We start from the raw sequence: 15,396 nt of genomic DNA, 5'->3' as shown, positions 1-15,396 counted from the left end.
GTCAGCCCGCCCCGGCCGGGCAGGCGGGCACGATGATGCTCCAGGCCCAGCCGATGCCCGAGCCCCGGCCGCTCGCCGCACACGGTCCCGGCAAGGACGCGGGCACGATGATGCTCCAGTCCCAGCCCCCGGCCGCCGCGCAGCCCCCGGCCGCGGCCCAGCCCCCGGCCCAGGGCCCCGCCCCGGCAGCGCAGCCGCCGGCCCCGCACCAGCCCCAGCCCGGTTACGCCGGACCGGGCATCGGCGGATACACCTCGCCGATCCCGGTGCGCCCGACCCACCTCGGCCATGCGCTGGCCTCCGAGTGGACGAAGATCCGCTCGGTGCGCTCGACGATCTGGACGCTGGGCGTGATGCTGCTGCTGATCGTCGGCATCGGTCTGCTGGGGACCGTCGCGGCGGGCTCCGACCGCGAGATGGACCCGCTGCTCGGCGTCGGCTTCGTCGGCGTACTGCTCGGCAGCCTGTGCGTGATCACCCTCGGCGTGCTGTCGATCTCCTCGGAGTACGGCACCGGCATGATCCGTACGACGCTGACCGCCTGCCCCAGCCGTATGCGGGTGCTGACCGCGAAGGCGCTGGTCTTCTTCACGCTGGCGCTGGTGATCACGACGGTCGCCACCTCCCTGGTGGCGCTGCTGGACTCCGCGATGCTCAATGGCCCCGCGCCGACCGCCGACCAGTGGCTGCGCGCCACCGTCGGCGCCGGTCTGTACGTGGCGCTCCTCGGTCTGCTGGCGCTGGCCGTCGGCACGCTGCTGCGGCACTCCGCGGGCGCCATCAGCACCATGATGGGAGTGGTGCTGCTGCCGATGCTGCTGGCGCTGTTCCTGCAGGGTGAGAGCGTCAAGGAGGTCCAGCGGGCCCTGATCGAGTACTCGGTGCCCAGCGCCCTGGCCACGCTCTACGACATCCCGTTCCTCAGCACCGGCCCGTCCGGCTGGACTCCGCTGTGGATCCTCGCCGGGGTGACCGCGGTGGTACTGGGCGGTGCCTACGCCGCCCTCGCCCAGCGCGACGTCTGACGCGCACCACGCGCTCGGTACTCAGTATCGGGGCGCGTTCCGGGACCGCTGGAGCCGCGCGCTCCGGCGGTCCCGTGCGTTCCAGCACGCCTTGTGCCAGTGCCGGCGGTCGTCGACGTCGCCGTGCCGCGGCCAGGCGACCACATGCGGGACCCCGGGCGGGATCTCCTGGTCGCAGCCGGGGCAGCGGTAGTGCTTGGCCGCGCCGCCGCCCCCGACCTGCCGCACGACCCAGTCCTCGCCGCGCCACTCCTCGGTCTGCTCCAGGCCGTAGCGGTCACCGCCCGTGCGGTCGATGGGCTTCGCACCGCCGCGCTGGCGGTTTCGACGCGGGGACACAGAACACCTCGGGATGCGTACGGGGTCACGGGCTGTCACCAGCGTACGCGGCGCCGTCGGGGGTAGGCGCCGCGCGACGGGATTCTGCGATCATCGGGAAATTCCGCGCCAGGCCGTGCCCTTGGCACGTGTCAGCCGTTGTTGCCTGTAAGGGGGGAGTCGCGTCGGCTGCGAGGAGGCAGAGAGCGATGCGCGTTGGGGCTTTCATCCTGGCCGCTCAATTCCCCGGTCAGGGACAGGGGGAGGCACTGCACCGCGCGGTGCGTTCCGCGGAGGTCGCCGAGGAGGCCGGGCTCGATGACGTCTGGCTGGCGGAACACCACTTCGTGCCGTACGGCGTCTGCCCGAGTGCGGTGACCCTGGCCGCGCTGCTGCTGGGCCGCACCCGCAGGATCGGCGTCGGGACGGCGGTGAGCGTGCTGCCCACCCAGCATCCCGTGGCGCTCGGCGAGCAGGCCGCGCTGCTGCACCTCACCTCCGACGGCCGTTTCACGCTCGGTGTCGGCCGCGGCGGCCCCTGGGTCGATCTGGAGGTCTTCGGCGCCGGGCTCGCGGCGTACGACCACGGCTTCCCCGAGTCGCTCGATCTGCTGCTGCGCTGGCTGCGCGAGCCCAGGGTCGGCGCGCAGGGCGAGCGCTACGCCTTCCGGGAGGTGGCGGTGGTGCCGCGGCCGGATCAGGCGCTGGGCGATCCGGACGATCCCTGCACGGTGCCCCCGGGTCCGCCGGTGGTGGTGGCCTGCACCTCCCCCTCGTCGGTGCGGATGGCCGCCGAGCGCGGGCTGCCGATGCTGCTGGGCATGCACTGCGGCGACGAGGAGAAGGCGGAGATGGTCGCGCTGTGGCGGACCGCCGCGCGGGAGGCCGGCCGGGACGGCGACGAAATCGCCGCGGCCGAGCATGTCTCGGCGGGCGTGGTGCAGGTCGCGGACGGCCGCGCGGGGGCGACCGAGACCCTGACGAAGGCGATGCCCGGCTGGCTGCGGCAGGGGCTGGGCGCGCATGTGACGGTCGACGGCCGCTACCGCGCGATGCGCGATCCACTGGCCTATACGGAGTTGCTGTGCCGGCTGCATCCCGTGGGCCCGCCGCGCCTGTGCGCGGACCGTCTGGCGGCGTCCTCGGAGCGTACGGGCATCACCCGCTTCGCGCTGCTGGTCGAGGGCTCCGGTGATCTCGCGGCGACGGAGGAGAACGTCCGCCGGTTGGGCACGGAGGTCATGCCGCAGCTGGGGTGAGCCCGCCCGGTGCGGCGCGGTCGGGCGTGCGACGGCGCCGTGCCGTGAAGGTGTCATCGTCCGGGCTCGCGGTGGTGCTGCCGCTGGCACAGCGTTTCGGAGCGCGCCCAGCCCCTCGTACGCAGCGGCAGCAACTCCGATCAGCAGTCGCGGAGTTCGGGCGACTGGTTCAGCAGTTGGCCCCGGATCGAGGTGAATCGGGCCAGGCGGTCGTCCACCGCCGAGTCGAGCGGGAAGACCGCGACCCGGTGGCAGTTCTGGAAGGCGAGCCGCACACCGAAGTGGCGCTCGAGCGAACCACGGATGGCGTCACTCGCCAGTGCACGCAGCAACTGGCCGCGCGCCTGCTCGTCCGGCGGGGGCGTCTGATTGTCGGCGAACTCTCCGCCGTCCACCTTCAGCTGGGCCACCAGAGAGCTGATCATCCCCCATGCGTAAGGCAGGGATTTCCGGACGCAGTCGACAAATGCGGCTTCGTCGACCTCGCCTCGCTCGGCCTGTTCGAGGAGGGCCGGTGAGACGTCGAGCGACATGAGGTTCTCCTCTCGCGGCCCCGCCGGGACGGACGGGGCCTAGGGACGGGACTAGGGGTTCCGCGACGGAGCGTGATCGCCTCACAACCCCCCGCTTCAACGGTATGCCGCGCAAGAGGCCCGCACCAGGAGATTGCACATACAACCGGCCAATGGCGAACGCCGGGGGTGCGGGGATTTCCCCCGTAAAGGCACCGTGGTCCAGGGCGAATCGCGCAGCGGGCCTCCGGTCGAGTAGCGTGACGCCCCATGCGTCTCGTCATCGCCCGCTGCTCCGTGGACTACGCGGGCCGGCTCACCGCCCATCTCCCCTCCGCCCCGCGCCTCATCCTGGTGAAGGCGGACGGCTCGGTCTCCATTCACGCGGACGACCGCGCCTACAAACCCCTTAACTGGATGTCCCCGCCCTGCACTCTCAAGGAGGGCGACGGCAGCGTGTGGACGGTGGAGAACAAGGGTGGCGAGAAGCTCATCATCACCCTTGAGGAGGTCATGCACGACTCCTCCCACGAGCTGGGCGTCGACCCGGGGCTCATCAAGGACGGCGTGGAGGCGCACCTCCAGGAGCTGCTCGCGGACCGTATCGAGACCCTCGGCGAGGGCTACTCCCTGATTCGGCGTGAATACCCCACTGCCATTGGCCCGGTGGATATCTTGTGCCGGGACGCTGATAACCAGACCGTGGCGGTCGAGATCAAGCGGCGTGGCGAGATCGACGGCGTCGAGCAGCTCACCCGCTATCTCGAACTCCTCAACCGCGACCCGCACTTGGCGCCCGTGAAGGGCGTCTTCGCCGCTCAGGAGATCAAGCCGCAGGCCCGGGTGCTGGCCACCGACCGCGGTATCGGCTGCGTCGTACTGGACTACGACGCGCTGCGCGGCATCGAGGACGACAAGCTCCGGCTGTTCTGACCCCGCCGCTCCTGCGGCACGGACACAGCGCAACGGCCCGGTACGTGTGTACCGGGCCGTTGCGCTGTCCGTACGGGCCGTCAGGCGGCCGGCGCGCTCTCCGTGCCGTCCGCGGCGCCGGGCGAGCCGCTCCCGGCGGACGAGCCGCTCGCCGTCGGGCTGCCGATCGAGGACGCGGCGGAACTCTGCGACGGGGGCTCCGACGACGGGTCGGTCGGGGTGGGCTCCGTCGGCTCGCCGGTGGGCTCGGTCGGCGTCGGGTCGGTCGGCTCGGCGGTCGGCGGATGGGTGGGCCGGGTCGGCCGTCCGGTGGGCCGGGTGGGCCGCGCGGTCGGCTCGGTCGGGCCGGTGGTGGGGTCCGCCGTCTCGGTGCCGGGGTCGGTCGGCGAGCCGCTGGTGGCCGGGCCGCTGGACGAGGGGGACGGGCTGCCGGAGCGGGAGGCGCCGCCGGGCCGGGAGGTGCCCGGGCTGGCGGAGGGCCGGTCGGAGCCGGTCGCGGGCTCCTCCGCCGGCAGGTCAGGGGTGCTGTCGTCGGTGGTCTGCTCGGTGCTGACCTTGTCGTCGGGGGCGCCGTCGCCGCCCGAGGTCGCGCCGAGGGTGACGATGGTGCCGAGGACGGCCACCAGCAGCGCACCGGCGCCCGCGGCCACGAGGTTGCGGCGGGCCCCGCCGAACAGCCTGGCCGCCTTGCCGGTGCCGGTGCCCGTGCCGCTGCCGGCGCCGCTGATGGTGGCCGCCGGGACGACCGCGGTGGCGGCGGTCTGCGCGGCGCTGCGGGCGGCGAGCGGGGACGCGGCCGCCCCCGCGGCGGGCCGGCGCAGCTTGGCGGTCGAGACGGCGTCGGAGGGTGCGGCGGCCGCTTCCTTGGGCGCGGCCGGCTGCGGGGCAGCGGCCGCGGTGACCTGCGGGACGACCGCGGTCGCCGCCGAGGCGGCCCGCGCGCGGTCGGTGACCAGCGCCAGCGCCCGCCGCCCGGCCACCGCGCCGTTGCGGTCGGAGAGCACCCCGCGCAGCCCGATGGCCGCCTCCAGCTCGGCGCGCGCCCGGTCGACACTGCCGCTGCACAGCGCCAGCACGCCCAGTTCGTGGTGGAAGTAGGCCTCCTCGGCGACCTCGCCGGCCAGCCGCGCGGCCTCCTGGCCGTGCCGCAGGGCACGCTCCCAGGCGCTCCAGTGCAGCGCCGCGGCGAACGCGGGGGCGGCCGTACGGGCCAGCAGCACGGCGGCGCTGGCGTGGCCGCTCTCCCGGCTCCCGGTCAGCACGCTCATCGCGGCCAGCGCCACATCGGCCTCGGCGGCGGCCCGTTCGGGGGTGACCGAGGGGTGCCCGGCCCACCAGGCGTAGTGCTGGGCGACGGTGTGGGCCCGGGCGGCGGAGCCCTCGGCGTAGCCGGCGGCGGTCAGCTGGTCCGAGACGGTCGCGGCGAGCCGGTAGTGCCCGCCCACGGGGCTGATCAGGCCGCAGGCCAGCAGCTCGCCGAGGGAGGCGTCGGCGTGGGTGTCCTGGGTGAGGGCCGGCAGATGCGCCGGGTGCGGCAGCTCGCCGCCGAGCGCGATGGCGAAGCGCAGCGTCTCCTGGGCGGCGGCGCTCAGCCGGGAGGCGAGCAGCGGGGCGGGGGCGGCGGCCGCACCGAGCGACGGCAGCGGCACCTCGGGGCGCTCGCCGGACCCGGTGTCCCCGCCGGACTCGCGGCCCTCCTCGGGGAACAGGCCGTAGCCGTCGTCGAGGGCGCCGGGGCCGTCGTGCAGCGCCTCGCGCTGCCGCAGCAGTGCGGCGGCCTGCACGAACCGCAGGGGCAGCCCCTCGGACTCGAACCAGAGGTCGGCGGCCCAGGCCGTCTCGTCCTCGCTGAGCGAGCGGTCCAGCGCGCGCTCCAGCATCCGTACGCAGCCGGCGCGGCCGATGCCGCCGAGGAAGACCTCTTCGAGGTGCGAGCCGGCGCTGGGGGCCGCGACGTCGGGGGTGGCGGCGATCAGGAAGGCGCACTCGGGGGTGGCGTCGAGCAGCTCGTCGAGCGCGGCACCGCCGAACTCCAGGTCGTCCAGGACGACGATCGCGCCGATCTCGGCGACCATCCGCAGCATCTCGGGCCGGTCCGGGCGGTGCGCGGGCGCGCGGTGCACGGCGGCGAAGAGCGCGTAGAGCACGTCGGTGGCGTTGCGGTGGTAGCCGGAGAGCCGGACCACGCCGTCGGGCGCGAGACCGGCGCAGGCGGTGGCGACGGCGTCCAGCAGCCGGGTGCGGCCCGAGCCCGAGGGGCCGGTGACGCGGACGGAGCGGCCGCGGGAGAGCAGCCGGACCAGGCGCTCGATGTCCTCGGTGCGCTCTTCGAGCGGGGCGTCGTGCCCGGTGGCTCCGGGCGGGCCCGGGGGCGGCGGGGGCGCGGCGGCGCGGTCGGCCGCGGTGCGCTCCTCCTCGTCGAGCTTGCCGGGTGCCGCGGGCCGCTCCCCCGGCGGGCAGGGTTCTATCTCACTGCCGTCGACGGGGTTGACGGTGACGAGGTAGGGGCCCGAGACGAGCCGGACGACGCGGGAGAGCCCGCCGGAGCCGCCCTGCGCGCCGCCGAACGCGGGGGCCGGCGGCTCGGCAGGGGTGTCCTGCTCGCCGTACTCCTCGGGGCCCCGGTGGGTGTTCGGGTCCATGCTGCAAGCTCCCAGATGCTTCGTTCCACTCCGCCGGCTCCGACAGGTCGTTCTCGCTGTCGTGTCCGGTCCGGTGCCCGCCGCGGGTGATGACACACGGGCGGGAACCGAACCTTAGACCTGGAGGACGGAACATTGCACCGCCGGGGGCGGCTCCTGCCCGGAACTTCCGGGATTGGCCGGTATCACGTGGTATACGACATTTCTGCCGTTCGATGGTTCACGCTTCACAGCGCTTTGTGCGCTCTGCGCTCTCCCCGGGGACGCCCGGGTCCCGGGCGTCCCCCGAGGGGCGGCCGCGGCCCGCCCCTCACACCCGGGGAAGCGATTCCGCTTCGATGCCGCCCTCGATGGCGAGGATGCGGTGGAGCCGGGTGGCGACCAGCAGGCGCTGCATCTGCGGGGGCACTCCGCGCAGTACCAGCCTGCGGTTGACCCGGCCGGCGCGACGGTGCGCGCCCATGATCACGCCGAGGCCGGTGGCGTCCCAGGAATCCAGCTCGGTCAGGTCCAGCACCAGGTCGCCCCGACCGGAGTCGACGGCGGTGTGCAGGGCCGTACGGGCGTCCGCCGCGCTGCGGACGTCGAGGCGGCCCCCGACGACCAGCTCGGCGTGGTCGCCCCTGATGTGCATATGCGCTCCCCTAGTCATGGGTTCGTGCATGGACGTCTACAGATCTGACTGCCTCTCGTACGGCGAAGTTGCCGCCTGTAAGCGAACCGATACCGATTTTCACCCCATGGGGTGACCCCCGCAGGCCCATCGACCTGACGCGGCATCAGTGCTCGTAGAAGCCCTGCCCACTCTTGCGGCCGATATCGCCCGCGTCGACCATCCGTCGCATGAGCTCCGGCGGCGCGAACTTCTCGTCCTGGGACTCGGTGTAGATGTTGTCGGTGGCGTGCATGAGGATGTCGATGCCCGTCAGGTCGGCGGTGGCCAGCGGCCCCATCGCGTGGCCGAAGCCCAACTTGCAGGCGGTGTCGATGTCCTCGGCGCTGGCCACGCCGGACTCGTAGAGCTTGGTGGCCTCGACGACCAGCGCGGCGATCAGCCGGGTGGTCACGAAGCCGGCCACGTCGCGGTTGACGACGACGCAGGTCTTGCCGACCGACTCGGCGAACGCCCGCGCCGTGGCGAGGGTTTCGTCACTGGTCTTGTAGCCGCGGACCAGTTCGCACAGCTGCATCATCGGCACCGGCGAGAAGAAGTGCGTACCCACGACCCGCTCGGGGCGGGAGGTGGCCGCCGCGATCTTGGTGATCGGGATCGCGGAGGTGTTGGAGGCCAGCACGGCCTCGTCCTTGACCAGCTTGTCCAGCGTCTGGAAGATCTCCCGCTTGACGTCGATCCGCTCGAAGACGGCCTCGACGACGATGTCGGCGTCGGCGGCGGCCTCCAGGTCGGTCGTCGTGGTGATGCGGGCCAGCGCCTGCTCGGCGTCGGCGGCCGCCAGCTTCCCCTTGGCGACGAACTTCTCGTACGAGGCCTCGATGCCGCCCTTGCCGCGGGCCAGCGCCCCGTCCGTCACGTCACGCAGGACGACGTCCCAGCCGGCCTGGGCGGATACCTGCGCGATACCGGAACCCATCAGTCCGGCGCCGATGACGGCGAGCTTCTTTGCCACTGCTGTCCCCTCACACCCTGTGCATTTGAAAGCCTGTCGGTCTTTGGGTGACGTTAGCGGTCGTCGGCGATCCTTTGGTGGGTTAGAGATGCGCGTCACGCCCGCCCGTCACCCGACCACCGCCCCGTAACGAGGGCCTTCGGGCCGCACCGGCCATTTTGTATTGCGGACATCACACCGGCGAGCGCCGGCAGAGGTCAGCCGTCCGCCCGTACGGCGTAGTTGAGGACCCGCTCGCTCAGCAGCTCCTCGATCTCGTCCAGCAGGGCGAGGGCCTCGCGGGAGACCTCCGCGGGCTTACGGCCGGCGAGCATCTCCTGGACGATGGCGGTCATCAAGGTCTGGTGCACCCAGCCGATCTGGCCGGCCATCAGGCCGGGCATCGGGTCGCCGTCCGGGGCGCCGGTCTCCTGCCTGAGCGTGACCTCCAGGTCCTCGTACTGCTCCCGCTGGAGGTGCCACAGGCGGGCCTGGAGGGTCGCCGAACCGTGGACGACCTTCATGAAGCGGTCATACCCCTCGATCAGCCCGACCTTGGGCGAGACGCTCACCACCTCCTCGCGCAGCTCCCGCAGCACCGCGGCGGCGGCCGACTCCCCCGCGGCCCGCGCCCGCACGAACCGCGACAGCCGGTCGACCAGGCCCTTGCCCCGGTCGAGGAAGAGGTCCTCCTTGGCCGGGAAGTAGTTGTAGACGGTGTTGACGGAGACCTCGGCGGCCTCGGCGATCTCCGCGATGGTCACCGCGTCGAAGCCGCGCTCCATGAACAGCCCGGTCGCCAGGTCCGAGATGTACTGGCGGGTCTGCCGCTTCTTGCGCTCCCTGAGTCCCTCTGCCATGTCCTGATCCTACCCATCGGTGGACTCTCTGAAATTTTGGTGGCATTGCAATTTTTAAGTCTCTCTGTTTTTCTATGGCCATGGCAGTCATCAGCACGTCCGGTCTCGCCCGGACCTTCACCACCAAACAGGGCACCGTCGAAGCCGTCCGGGGCATCGACCTCACCGCCGAGCGCGGCGAGATCCTGGGCTTCCTCGGCCCCAACGGCGCCGGCAAGACCACCACCCTGCGGATGCTCACGACCCTGCTGGCACCCACCGGCGGCAGCGCCACCGTCGCCGGCTGCGACCTGGCCGGCGACCCGGCGGGGGTGCGTCGGGCGTCGGGGTACGTCGCCCAGTCCGGTGGCGTCGACCCGAACGTCTCGGTACGCGAGGAGCTGTTCACCCAGGCCCGCCTCTACCGCCTCGGCAGGGCCGAGGCCCTGGCCCGGACCGAGGAGTTGGCCGCGGATCTGGGCCTGGGCGAACTGCTCGACCGCAAGACCGCCGCACTGTCGGGCGGCCAGCGGCGCCGGCTGGACATCGCGATGGGCCTCACCCACCGCCCCCAGGTGCTGTTCCTGGACGAGCCGACCACCGGACTCGACCCGGGCAGCCGCGCCGACCTGTGGGAGCTGGTCCGCCGCATCCGCGCCGACCACGGCACCACCGTCTTCCTGACCACCCACTACCTCGACGAGGCCGACGCGCTCGCCGACCGGCTGGTGATCGTCGACAAGGGCGTGGTGGTCGCCGAGGGCACACCGGACGCCCTCAAGCGCACCCACGCCGGCTCCCCCGACGCGTCCCTGCAGGACGCCTTCCTCGCCATCACCGGGCGCGGCCGCACCCCCGCCCAGGACACCGCCCCGGCCGCCGCCTAGGAGCCCCCATGCCGTCCCTGCTGTCCGACATCGCGCTGATCTTCGGGCGCTACGCCCGCCAGACGCTGCGCTCCAAGCTCCACATGCTCTTCGGCGTGCTGATGCCGCTGCTGTATCTGTTCTTCTTCGGCCCGCTGCTGACCGGTCTGCCGCTGACCTCCGCCGGCAGCTCCTGGCAGGTGCTGGTGCCCGGTCTGCTGCTCCAACTCGCCCTGTTCGGCGCCTCGTTCTGCGGCTTCGGCCTGATCGTCGAGAAGCAGTACGGGGTGGTGGAGCGGATGCGGGTGACGCCGGTGAGCCGGCTGGCGCTGCTGCTGGGGCGGGTGCTGCGGGATGCCGCGCTGTTCGTCTTCCAGGCCGCCCTGCTGGTCCTGGCCGCGCTCGCCATGGGGCTGCGGGCACCTCTGCCCGGCATCCTCATCGGCTTCGGCTTCGTCGCCGTGCTGACCGTGGCGCTCGCCTCGCTGTCGTACGCGCTGGCCATGAAGGTGGCCGCCCCGCAGGGGTTCGCGCCGGTCGTCAACGCGTTGACCATGCCGTCGATGCTGCTGTCCGGGCTGATGCTGCCGATGTCACTGGGGCCCAAGTGGCTCGATGTGCTCTCGCACTTCATGCCGTTCCGTTATCTCGTGGACGCGGTGCGGGCCGCGTTCGTCGGCGCGTACGCCTCCTCGGCCCTGGCCTGCGGCGTCCTGGTCGCGCTCGGCTTCGCCGCGCTGTCCGTGACCCTGTGCACCCGGGCCTTCAGCAGAGCCGCGGCGTAGGCTCGCACCCATGGTGAATCTGACGCGCATCTACACCCGCACCGGCGACAAGGGCACCACCGCCCTCGGCGATATGAGCCGTACCGCCAAGACCGATTCGCGGATCGCGGCCTACGCGGACGCCAACGAGGCCAATGCGGTGATCGGTGTGGCCCTGGCGCTCGGTTCGCTGCCGGAGGAGGTCGCCACCGTGCTGCTGCAGGTGCAGAACGACCTCTTCGACGTCGGGGCCGACCTGTCGACCCCGGTGGTGGAGCACCCCGAGTTCCCGCCGCTGCGCGTCGAGCAGCGGTACATCGACCGGCTGGAGGCGGAGTGCGACCGCTTCCTGGCGGAGCTGGAGAAGCTGCGCAGCTTCATCCTCCCGGGCGGTACGGCCGGCGCGGCCCTGCTGCACCAGGCATGCACGGTCGTCCGCCGCGCCGAACGCTCCACCTGGGCGGCCATGGACGAGCACGGCGACACCATGAACCCGCTGACCGCCACCTACCTCAACCGCCTCTCCGACCTGCTGTTCATCCTGGCCCGTACGGCCAACAAGGAGGTCGGGGACGTGCTGTGGGTACCGGGCGGCGAGCGCTGACGGCGCCGGCGCGAAGGAGTGCGGGAGGGGTGCCCGGCGGTGAGCGTCCGGGCACCGCTCAGCGCAGCGTCTTGTGCTCCGGCCGGTCCGCCGTCTGCTGGGCGGCGGCCTTGGCGGGGTCCTTCTTCTGCCAGAGGAGGTAGGAGACCGCGATCACCCCGTGGATGATCAGGATCCGCATCGAGGTGCCCTGCCACTCGCGCAGCGAGGCGATGTCGCCGTCGTCCCCGACGTACCAGATGGCGATCTGCAGCAGCGCGACGGCGATAGCCACCCACAGCACCGTGCGCAGCCAGAGCATCCCCTCGTGCCGGGCGCGGGCCAGGCCGTACTGGGGCGGCTTGACCGGCGGCGGGCCGCCCGCGAAGCGGTGCAGGAAGTGCCCGTCGACCCACTTGATCGTGTAGTGGCCGTAGGCGACGGTGTAACCGATGTAGAGGGCGGCCAGGCCGTGCTTCCAGTCGGCGGACGCGCCGTTCTTCAGGTCGATCGCGGTGACGATCAGCAGCACCAGCTCCAGCACCGGCTCCATCAGCAGCACCGCCGCCCCGGTGCGCGGCATCTTCGCCAGATAGCGCAGCGCCAACCCGGCCGCCAGCAGCACCCAGAAGCCGACCTCACACGCGATGATCAGCGTGACGACCACGGCTGTCTCCTTTCCCGCCCCTCCGTCGAACGCCTCAAGCCTCCCAGCGGCCGCCGCCCGGAACGTCGTCGCACACGACGATCCGCGACTGCATCTTTCGATGTAGCGCGCGAGGTGCGGGGATGACCCCGACGTGGAGGCAGCGGACCCCGGCGCCGTGTTTGATGGAGGGGTGACCGCCAGATCCCCCGCCGCCGTCGGACGGCCGCACCGCCTCGATGTGCTCATCGCATGCGGCGGGCTGCTCGGCGGACTGCTGCTGTGGGCGATGGATCTGCACGGCGGCCCCCCGCGCCTGGGGCTGCCGCCCGCGCTCACCCTCGTCGCGCTCGCCGCGATGTCGGCGGCCGAGCTGATGCGCCGTACCGCCCCGATGACCGCGCTGGCCGTCGCGGTGCCGGCGCTGGCACTGGACATCTGCGCCGGCACGCTGGTCGCCACCGTCCTGATGTTCACGGACGTGGTCTACGCGGCGGTGCTCTACGGCCCGCCGGCCGCGGCCCGCCGGATCCCGCTGCACTCGGTCCTGGTGACGGTGCTGGCGGCGATCGCCCTGACCGCCCTGTGGCACAGCCCCCAGGTCGTGATGGCCGTCATCGCCGCCGCGCTGATCACCATCGCCCCGGCCTGGACCGGCGTCATCATCCGCGACCACCGCGACGCCGCCCAGTCCGCCCGCCTGCGCGCCGAGCAGATCGCGCTGCTGGCCGAGATGGACCGGACCCAGGCGGTGGCGGGCGAGCGCGCGAAAATGGCCCGGGAGCTGCACGACATGGTCGCCAACCACCTGTCCGCCATCGCGATCCACGCCACCGCCGCGCAGTCCATCGACGACCCGTCGTCGACCCGTGAGGCGCTCGGGGTGATCCGTGAGAACAGCGTGCAGGGTCTGGCCGAAATGCGCCGCCTGATCGGCCTGTTGCGGGACCCCCAGGCGACCGGGCAGGCGGAGGAGCCCGCCGCGACCCCCACCCTCGACGGGCTGGAGGCGCTGCTCGCCCAGGCCCGCGCGAACGGCGCGAGCAGCGGCCTGACCTTCGTGCTGGACGACGCCCGCGGGCCGGACGGCCTACCGGGCGGGCCGCGGCCGACGGCGCCGGCCGAGCTGGCCGCGTACCGCATCGTCCAGGAGTCCCTGACCAACGCGCTCAAGCACGCCGCGCCCGGTGAGGTGCGGGTGCGCCTCGCCCATGAGCGCGGTGGGGCGCTCACCGTCACCGTCCGCAGCCCGTTCGCCGACCGGCCCGGTCCCCGCGCGCCGGGCTCCGGCGCCGGCCTGGTCGGGATGCGGGAGCGGATCGCCCTGCTGGGCGGGGCATTCGAGGCCGGCCCGGAGAGCGGGCCGGCCGGCAGAGTCTGGCTGGTGCGGGCAGCGCTGCCCGCCGCCGAGGAGGAAGAGCAACGATGACAGGCGCCGACGCGCAGCCGATCCGGGTTCTCGTCGCCGAGGACCAGTCCGCCGTACGGGCCGGGCTGGTCCTCATCCTGCGCTCCGCCCCCGACATCGAGGTGGTCGGGGAGGCGGAGGACGGCGAGGAGGCGGTACGGCTCGCCCGCGAGCTGCGCCCCGCCCTCGTCCTCATGGACATCCAGATGCCCCGCCTCGACGGGGTCTCCGCCACCCGCCAGGTGGTCGCCGAGCAGCTGGCGGACGTGCTGGTGCTGACCACCTTCGACCTGGACGAATACGTTTTCGGAGCGCTGCGGGCGGGGGCCGCCGGCTTTCTGCTCAAGGACAGCGACGCGGCGGCGCTGCTGACCGCGGTGCGCACGGTGGCGTCCGGCGAGGGGCTGATCGCGCCGGCGGTGACCCGGCGCCTGATCGCGGAGTTCGCCAGCCCCCGTACGGCGTCCCGGCCGGCCCGGGACGGTGCGGCGCCGGATCCGGCGGTGCTCGACGCGCTGACGCCGCGCGAGCGGGAGGTGCTGGGGTGTCTGGGGCGGGGGCTGTCGAACGCCGATATCGCCCTGCGGCTGGCGATGGCGGAGGCCACCGTGAAGACGCATGTCAGCCGGCTGCTGGCCAAGCTCGATCTGCGCAGCCGGGTGCAGGCCGCCGTACTGGCACAGGAGTTGGGAGTGGACGGGCCGTAGCGGGATGACCCCGCCGGACTCCTCGCGAGCCCCGGGGAATACCCTCCCCGACCCCCGCGTTGTGGCCCCGCAGGGGGCCCTCGCATCCCCTACGGGATCTGTTCGCCCCTCCCCTACTGGCCCGCCGCCCGTCAGCTACCGGCCGCGCCCGTCAGGCCACGTTCCCCCCTCCCCCGGACTCCGTCCGGGGGCAGCTCCACCAACGAGCTTCGCTGCCTCAAGCCACATTGACTCGCTGGCCGGGCGGCGCCGCCTCCAGCCACGCCAGGAAGCCGGTGAGCGCGTCCTCGCTCATGGCCAGCTCCAGGCGGGTGCCGCGGTGCCCGCAGGCCAGCACGATGGAGTCGGAGAGCAGCGCCAGCTCCTCCTCCCCTTGCGGGGTACGGCGCTGCAGGACCTCGATGGCGGAGCGCTCCAGGAGACGGCGGGGCCGGGGCGCGTACGAGAACACCCGGAACCACTCGATCCGGTCACCGTTGTAGCGCGCCACGCCGTAGATCCAGCCCTTGCCGCTGGGCTCGTCCTCCGGCACGTTCCAGCGCAGGCTGCAGTCGAAGGTGCCTCCGGACCGCTGGATGAGCCGCCGCCTCAGTCCGAAGACGAACAGCCCCACCAGCACCAGCACCACGACCGCGCCGCTCACAAGCAGAGCGAGGACCATCTCGACCGACCTCCTCGCCTCGTTGGGGGTGCCCCCGCGCCGTCGAAGCGTGGGGGAGGGAAACGCACCTGCATTGCCTCAGCCGCGAGCCGCTCCGGGGAACTCCCGGGCAGCCCGCGGCTGAGGATCGATCTCGTCGGTGGCGGGGCTCAGTGAACGCCCGTCACCGCACGCAGTCGGACATCGGCGCGACGCTCGGCGGCCGCGTCAGCGTCCGACTTCGCTCGCTCCAGGGCCCGCTCCGCGCGCTGGACATCGATCTCGTCCGACAGCTCGGCCACCTCCGCGAGCAGAGACAGCTTGTTGTCGGCGAACGAGATGAAGCCGCCGTGCACGGCGGCGACGACGGTGCCGTCCCCGCTCTCGCCGGTCGTACGAATCGTCACCGGGCCCGACTGCAGCACGCCGAGCAGCGGCTGATGTCCGGGCATGACGCCGATGTCGCCCGACGAGGTGCGCGCGACGACCAGGCTGGCCTCGCCGGACCAGACCTGACGGTCCGCGGCGACCAACTCGACGTGCAGCTCAGCCACGATGGCTCCTCGGGTCTCCACCTGCCTGGTTCGGCAGATGTTGGGTCAAATACTAGTGGTCGTACGGACCGGGGGCGGCCAGGGCCGCCCCCG

At 72.7% G+C, this 15,396-nt stretch carries 17 protein-coding genes; 8 read left to right on the top strand and 9 right to left on the bottom strand.

The window, feature by feature from the left end:
* The first annotated feature begins 110 nt into the window (after window positions 1-110).
* The gene (locus tag ACZ4NB_RS18420) at window positions 111-1,025 is read left to right on the top strand and encodes an ABC transporter permease (protein ID WP_467662982.1); all 915 of its coding nucleotides are present in this window, start codon (window positions 111-113) and stop codon (window positions 1,023-1,025) included.
* Window positions 1,026-1,046: 21 nt separating this feature from the next.
* Here ACZ4NB_RS18420 and ACZ4NB_RS18415 read toward each other — a convergent pair whose 3' ends face one another.
* A complete protein-coding gene (locus tag ACZ4NB_RS18415) occupies window positions 1,047-1,364 on the bottom strand; it encodes an ATP/GTP-binding protein (RefSeq protein ID WP_467662691.1) in 318 nt (105 codons plus the stop codon).
* Between the two features lie 188 nt (window positions 1,365-1,552).
* On the opposite strand from ACZ4NB_RS18415, the gene ACZ4NB_RS18410 reads away from it, so the two are divergent.
* Window positions 1,553-2,602, top strand: a complete 1,050-nt coding sequence (locus tag ACZ4NB_RS18410; RefSeq protein WP_467662689.1) for an LLM class flavin-dependent oxidoreductase — start codon at window positions 1,553-1,555, stop codon at window positions 2,600-2,602.
* Window positions 2,603-2,742: 140 nt separating this feature from the next.
* Here the strand turns inward: ACZ4NB_RS18410 and ACZ4NB_RS18405 are convergent, their stop codons facing one another.
* Complete coding sequence (locus ACZ4NB_RS18405) at window positions 2,743-3,135, bottom strand: SCO5389 family protein (protein WP_393493283.1); 393 nt, start codon at window positions 3,133-3,135, stop codon at window positions 2,743-2,745.
* Window positions 3,136-3,384: 249 nt separating this feature from the next.
* Here ACZ4NB_RS18405 and nucS point away from each other — a divergent pair, with 249 nt between their 5' ends.
* Window positions 3,385-4,047, top strand: a complete 663-nt coding sequence (gene nucS, locus ACZ4NB_RS18400) for an endonuclease NucS (protein WP_384432143.1) — start codon at window positions 3,385-3,387, stop codon at window positions 4,045-4,047.
* An 80-nt stretch (window positions 4,048-4,127) separates the two neighbouring features.
* Here the strand turns inward: nucS and ACZ4NB_RS18395 are convergent, their stop codons facing one another.
* From ACZ4NB_RS18395 to ACZ4NB_RS18380, 4 genes are all read right to left on the bottom strand, one after another.
* A complete protein-coding gene (locus ACZ4NB_RS18395; RefSeq protein WP_467662686.1) occupies window positions 4,128-6,689 on the bottom strand; it encodes an ATP-binding protein in 2,562 nt (853 codons plus the stop codon).
* Window positions 6,690-6,999: 310 nt separating this feature from the next.
* Window positions 7,000-7,341, bottom strand: a complete 342-nt coding sequence (locus ACZ4NB_RS18390) for an STAS domain-containing protein (protein WP_393493292.1) — start codon at window positions 7,339-7,341, stop codon at window positions 7,000-7,002.
* A 127-nt stretch (window positions 7,342-7,468) separates the two neighbouring features.
* The gene (locus ACZ4NB_RS18385) at window positions 7,469-8,317 is read right to left on the bottom strand and encodes a 3-hydroxyacyl-CoA dehydrogenase family protein (protein ID WP_399149584.1); all 849 of its coding nucleotides are present in this window, start codon (window positions 8,315-8,317) and stop codon (window positions 7,469-7,471) included.
* 197 nt (window positions 8,318-8,514) lie between these two features.
* Entirely contained in the window at window positions 8,515-9,156 is a 642-nt protein-coding gene (locus tag ACZ4NB_RS18380; RefSeq protein ID WP_467662684.1) for a TetR/AcrR family transcriptional regulator, read from the bottom strand.
* An 80-nt stretch (window positions 9,157-9,236) separates the two neighbouring features.
* Here ACZ4NB_RS18380 and ACZ4NB_RS18375 point away from each other — a divergent pair, with 80 nt between their 5' ends.
* From ACZ4NB_RS18375 to ACZ4NB_RS18365, 3 genes are read left to right on the top strand one after another with little or no spacing between them, the layout of a single operon-like run.
* A complete protein-coding gene (locus tag ACZ4NB_RS18375) occupies window positions 9,237-10,022 on the top strand; it encodes an ABC transporter ATP-binding protein (RefSeq protein WP_467662682.1) in 786 nt (261 codons plus the stop codon).
* 8 nt (window positions 10,023-10,030) lie between these two features.
* A complete protein-coding gene (locus ACZ4NB_RS18370) occupies window positions 10,031-10,786 on the top strand; it encodes an ABC transporter permease (protein WP_467662680.1) in 756 nt (251 codons plus the stop codon).
* A gap of 10 nt (window positions 10,787-10,796) precedes the next feature.
* A complete protein-coding gene (locus tag ACZ4NB_RS18365) occupies window positions 10,797-11,369 on the top strand; it encodes a cob(I)yrinic acid a,c-diamide adenosyltransferase (protein WP_393493306.1) in 573 nt (190 codons plus the stop codon).
* A 58-nt stretch (window positions 11,370-11,427) separates the two neighbouring features.
* Here ACZ4NB_RS18365 and ACZ4NB_RS18360 read toward each other — a convergent pair whose 3' ends face one another.
* Window positions 11,428-12,015 (bottom strand): hypothetical protein, encoded by a 588-nt coding sequence (locus ACZ4NB_RS18360; RefSeq protein WP_467662678.1) that lies wholly within the window; start codon window positions 12,013-12,015, stop codon window positions 11,428-11,430.
* Between the two features lie 172 nt (window positions 12,016-12,187).
* On the opposite strand from ACZ4NB_RS18360, the gene ACZ4NB_RS18355 reads away from it, so the two are divergent.
* Both ACZ4NB_RS18355 and ACZ4NB_RS18350 read left to right on the top strand, forming a co-directional pair.
* Window positions 12,188-13,423, top strand: coding sequence for a sensor histidine kinase (locus tag ACZ4NB_RS18355; protein ID WP_467662676.1), 1,236 nt, complete (start codon window positions 12,188-12,190; stop codon window positions 13,421-13,423).
* Window positions 13,420-14,109: a response regulator gene (locus ACZ4NB_RS18350; RefSeq protein WP_467662674.1), complete on the top strand. Its 690-nt coding sequence runs from the start codon at window positions 13,420-13,422 to the stop codon at window positions 14,107-14,109. The genes ACZ4NB_RS18355 and ACZ4NB_RS18350 overlap by 4 nt, the downstream gene beginning before the upstream one ends.
* Before the next feature lie 217 nt (window positions 14,110-14,326).
* On the opposite strand, the gene ACZ4NB_RS18345 is transcribed toward ACZ4NB_RS18350, so the two are convergent.
* Window positions 14,327-14,770, bottom strand: a complete 444-nt coding sequence (locus tag ACZ4NB_RS18345) for a DUF2550 domain-containing protein (protein WP_384434156.1) — start codon at window positions 14,768-14,770, stop codon at window positions 14,327-14,329.
* A gap of 149 nt (window positions 14,771-14,919) precedes the next feature.
* Complete coding sequence (locus ACZ4NB_RS18340; protein ID WP_030981912.1) at window positions 14,920-15,303, bottom strand: F0F1 ATP synthase subunit epsilon; 384 nt, start codon at window positions 15,301-15,303, stop codon at window positions 14,920-14,922.
* Window positions 15,304-15,396 lie beyond the last annotated feature (93 nt).

This window comes from Streptomyces sp. NPDC026575 (assembly GCF_055567415.1).
This window is presented reverse-complemented; position numbering and strand designations above follow the sequence as displayed.